Source organism: Treponema sp. (assembly GCF_024696245.1).
Lineage (GTDB): Bacteria > Spirochaetota > Spirochaetia > Treponematales > Treponemataceae > Treponema_D.
This window is the reverse complement of record NZ_JAILGZ010000013.1, coordinates 1-4,463: the sequence shown is the minus strand read 5'-3', so window position 1 is coordinate 4,463 and position 4,463 is coordinate 1. Positions and strand designations below refer to the sequence as shown.

General features: G+C 38.9%; 5 protein-coding genes. 4 read left to right on the top strand and 1 reads right to left on the bottom strand.

Annotation, left to right across the window (positions count from 1 at the left end):
• Positions 1-429: 429 nt before the first annotated feature.
• Complete coding sequence (locus K6D58_RS01080; protein WP_296826667.1) at positions 430-1,218, bottom strand: ZIP family metal transporter; 789 nt, start codon at positions 1,216-1,218, stop codon at positions 430-432.
• A gap of 158 nt (positions 1,219-1,376) precedes the next feature.
• On the opposite strand from K6D58_RS01080, the gene bioB reads away from it, so the two are divergent.
• The 4 genes from bioB to K6D58_RS01060 are packed head-to-tail and all read left to right on the top strand — an operon-like array spanning position 1,377 to position 4,406.
• Positions 1,377-2,333 (top strand): biotin synthase BioB, encoded by a 957-nt coding sequence (gene bioB / locus K6D58_RS01075; protein WP_296826666.1) that lies wholly within the window; start codon positions 1,377-1,379, stop codon positions 2,331-2,333.
• Between the two features lies 1 nt (position 2,334).
• Positions 2,335-2,922, top strand: coding sequence for a biotin transporter BioY (locus K6D58_RS01070; RefSeq protein ID WP_296826664.1), 588 nt, complete (start codon positions 2,335-2,337; stop codon positions 2,920-2,922).
• A 17-nt stretch (positions 2,923-2,939) separates the two neighbouring features.
• The gene (locus tag K6D58_RS01065) at positions 2,940-3,689 is read left to right on the top strand and encodes an ABC transporter ATP-binding protein (RefSeq protein ID WP_296826661.1); all 750 of its coding nucleotides are present in this window, start codon (positions 2,940-2,942) and stop codon (positions 3,687-3,689) included.
• Positions 3,690-3,746: 57 nt separating this feature from the next.
• A complete protein-coding gene (locus K6D58_RS01060) occupies positions 3,747-4,406 on the top strand; it encodes an energy-coupling factor transporter transmembrane component T family protein (protein ID WP_296826659.1) in 660 nt (219 codons plus the stop codon).
• Positions 4,407-4,463: the final 57 nt, after the last annotated feature.

Genomic DNA, 4,463 nt, shown 5'->3' with positions numbered 1-4,463 from the left:
TTTCTCCAGATGAATACTACCAATATTTCATTACTGGTATCTATCCTCTAAAGAAAGAAAATCCAACTGATATTTGAAAATTTTCTTCGGATTTTTTAATCCCTTCTTCTTATGTGTCCTTGACAAGGGGTACAATTCACGTGAAGCAAAAATTCAAACTGCAAAAAACATGCTTAAAATGAAACTTGGTTCCATAGAACAAATCGCTCAGGTTAGTGGGCTTTCTATTAAGGAAGTTGAAGAGCTGGCTGGAAAATAATTTTAACTAATAACAAAATTTAAGCACGGGTTTATAAGCCCGTGTTTTTTTTGCATCAGGCTATGGAATACCGCCGCAGGCGTCCACCGCAACGAAGTGAGGAGGATGAGCGGATAGCGAAGTATGGAACAGCCGACGGCTGTAAGCCGGGATGCCCTGGTGATTATCTTTTAGCCCAGCATTACGTCCAGGGTCATCATGAGGGTAAAGCCGAATGCAAATAAAATTGTGCCGATGTTGGAGTGATGGCCCTGAGACATTTCCGGGATGAGTTCTTCCACTACTACATACATCATGGCTCCTGCTGCAAAGGCGAGGAAGTATGGGAGACTTGGGATTACGAGAGTTGCCAGGAGAATGGTGAGTACGGTTCCTATTGGTTCTACTATGCCGGAGAGGGTTCCGTATACGAAGGCTTTTTTGCGGCTCATTCCTTCTGAAGTAAGGGGCATGGAAATGATTGCGCCTTCCGGAAAATTCTGTATAGCAATTCCCAAGGCCAGGCTGAATGCTCCCATTGCTGTAATTGCGGTGTTTCCTGAGAGGTAGCCGGCATAAACTACACCTACTGCCATTCCTTCCGGCAGGTTATGAATTGTTACTGCCAGTATAAGCATGGTTGTTTTTTTAAGATGGCTTTTTGGTCCTTCAGCTTCTTCGCTTCCTAAGTGAAGGTGTGGAATAATCATGTCTATAAAAAGGAGAAAAATAATTCCTGCCCAGAATCCCACAACTGCCGGTACAAACTGAAGTTTGCCGTAAGAGAGTGACTGTTCCAGTGCGGGAATTATAAGGCTCCATATTGAGGCGGCAATCATGACTCCGCTGGCAAATCCCTGAAGGCCTTTTGTTAATTTTTCATTCATCTTTCCCCGCATAAAAAATACGCAGGCTGCACCCAGAGTTGTTCCCATAAATGGAATCATAAGCTGTAAAATCAGTTTTATTTTTTCTACCATAAAAATAGTTTAGCATGACCAGACCCTGGCTTTCTATAAAACATGGGGGTTTTTAATTCTCAAATATTCCGGAGCTTAGTTAATATGATTTTATTATTGTAAACCTAAAATATATATAACTAGTTTACAATAATTTTATTTTAGGTTACATTGCCTTTATGAGTATTTTTAATGTGGCTGAAGAGATTATCGGAGGCAGGCGTTTGGGCCGTAAAGATAATCTTGATTTTTTAAAGTCCTGGGACCTGAATGAACTTTGTCAGGCTGCTGATAAAATTCGTCAGCATTTTAAGGGTGAAAAAATAGATTTGTGTTCCATCATCAGTGGAAGAAGCGGGCGCTGCGGAGAGAACTGTAAGTTTTGTGCCCAGAGTGCCTGGAATCATACTAACTGTAAGGAATATGATTTTCTTGATGAAGAAGAAATTTTAAATAAAGCCCGTTCTGATGCCGGGGAAGGCGTTCATCGTTTTTCCATTGTTACTGCAGGTAAGGCTCTTACTGGTGAAGAATTTTCCAAAGCCCTTCATGCTTTTAAAAGAATAAAGGAAGAAGTAAAAATCGATCTTTGCGCTTCCCTGGGTTTTTTAAGCAGGGAACAATTCCTTCAATTAAAGGAAGCGGGAGTAAGCAGGTATCATCACAATATAGAGACTTCAAGAAGATTTTTTCCACAGATTTGTACAAGTCATTCTTATCAAATGAAAATCGATACCCTTCACCTTCTAAAAAGTTGCGGCCTTAAAATTTGTTCCGGGGGAATTATTGGTATGGGAGAAAATTTTGATGACCGTATAGATATGGCACTTTCTCTTTCTGAAATTCCTGTGGACTCAATTCCGATTAATGTGCTTACACCTGTTGCCGGCACTCCCTTAGAAAATCAGCCGCCTTTATCTCAGAAAGATATTCTTAGGACTGTGGCAATTTTCCGTTTTATAAATCCACAGGCTCATATTCGTCTTGCAGCCGGAAGAAAATATCTTTCTGATAACGGCAGGGACGCTTTTTTATCTGGTGCAGATTCCACTATTACAGGAAACTTTTTAACTACTACAGGTAGCAATATAGAAAGTGATAAAAAAATGTTTAACAAGATAAAAAGGAGTTTTTAAAATGAAAAAGAATGCTGCGTTTACGTCTGCTGTGGTTGCACTTTTTGCTGCAATAATCTGTATCGGCTGTGTGCTTAAGATTCCACTGGGAGTTGTTCCTATTGTTCTTCAGAATGCCCTTTGTATTCTTACAGGTGTAATTCTTGGAGGTTTTATTGCCGGAGCCCCTACTGCCCTCTTTATTATTGCAGGTTTAATCGGTCTTCCTGTTTATGCAGGTGGAACAAGTGGTCTTGCTGTTCTTCTTGGGCCTACAGGTGGTTTTTATCCTGGTTATCTTTTGGGAGCAATTGTGGCCGGTTTAATTGCAGGTCGTCCTGATATTCAGCAGAAAAAAATATCAGCTGTAACTGTGCTTCGTGTAAGTCTTGCAATGATTGCAGGTATGATAATTCTTTACATTCCGGGAACAATAAGATTTGCTCAGTGGGCTCTTTCTAATTCAAAAGTACCGGCTGATAAATCTGCTTTTGGTTTTACAATGACAGCCTGCGTTCTTCCATTTATTCCGGGAGATATTATTAAAACTGTAATTGCAATTCCTGTAGCTCTTGCAGTTCGTCCGGTTCTTGCTCAGTATCGTCATTAATATTATTTTATAAAGCGATGAAAGCTGTAAGTGTAAAAAACATTAGCAAAACTTTTGAGACTATAAATGGTCCCCGTCAGATTTTAAAAAATGTTTCTTTTGAACTTGACGAGGGCCAGTGCCTTGTTATTGGCGGAGAAAATGGTTCCGGTAAAAGTCTGATGATGTCTATCATTGCTGGTCTTGAAGAAGCAGATTCAGGCAGTGTAAAAGTTTTTGAAGAAGATATTAATTCAAAGGATGCAGGTAAAAAAGTTGGTCTTGTTTTTCAGGAAGCAGAGACTCAGATTCTTGGAGAAACTCCTGAAGAAGATATTGCCTTTGGTCCTAAAAATCTGGGACTTAAAAAAGACCAGATTAAACTTGCTGTAGAAGATGCCCTTAAGAAAACCGGTCTTACAGAAAAAAAAGATTTTACAGCCCGCTTTTTATCTGGTGGAGAAAAACGCCGTCTTGCTGTTGCCTGTATGCTTGCAATGAATCTTCCCATTATCATTATGGATGAGCCTTATGCAAATCTTGATTACCAGGGAGTAAAGCAGGTTAACGCTTTAATTAAGGAGCTTAAGGCTCAGGGAAAAACAGTTATTATTCTTAGTCACGAAATAGAAAAATGTCTTGGCCTTGCAGACAGATTTATTGTTTTGTTCCGCGGCCAGAAAGTATTTGATGACAGTCCGGATTTAATTGCAGATACTGATGTAGAAAAATGGAATATCCGTAACCCATTTAATTCTTACAAAAAAGTTAGTGATTTAATCTGGTAAAATATCAAAAGCCCAAAATCTTAAAATCTAAAAATCTAAAAAGGAGCAAATGTTAAAATGCCTTTTACCTATAAAGCAGGGAATTCTTTTTTGCACAAAATGCCGGCCTGGTGCAAGATTCTCTTTATTCCCCTGCTGAATATTTTTGTTTTTAAAATGCCTTTTTATGTTGCAGCTTCTTTTTTAATTATTCAGTTTATTCTGGCTTTGTGCCTTAAGTTTACAATTAAGGAGCAGCTTAAAGATTTTTCTCCCATTATTATTTACGCTTTTCTTCTATATATAACTGCATTTTTTTCCCGCTGGGCAGCTGGCGGATTTTTGCTGAATAAGGCTCCATACATTGCCCGCCATACCTTTACAAATGCTTCTACAGGAATTTTACTGTTAAAGCTTTTTTCTATTATTCAAAGTGCTTCCCTGGTTTTTAGAACTTCTACTTCCTTACAGATAAGGGAGGGAGTTGGTGCTGTTGAATCAGCTGTCCGTAAAGTCCTGCCCTGCTCTAAAAAAAATAAGTTTACAAATACACTTTCTCTTTTTATCTGTTTTATTCCCATGGTTTTTAAAAACTGGAATCAGTGCCGCAGGGCCTGGTTTGCCAGAAAAGGTCCCAGGGGAATTAAAATGTATGCAGCCCTCTTTCCTGTATTTTTCTCTGTAGGAATTAAACAGGCCTGGAATGCTTCAAGGGCAATCACTATCAGGGAAGGATAAAAGAAATTAATTGGATTTAAGGCCGGCTTAAGATTTTTGCTTGATTTCATTTTAAAA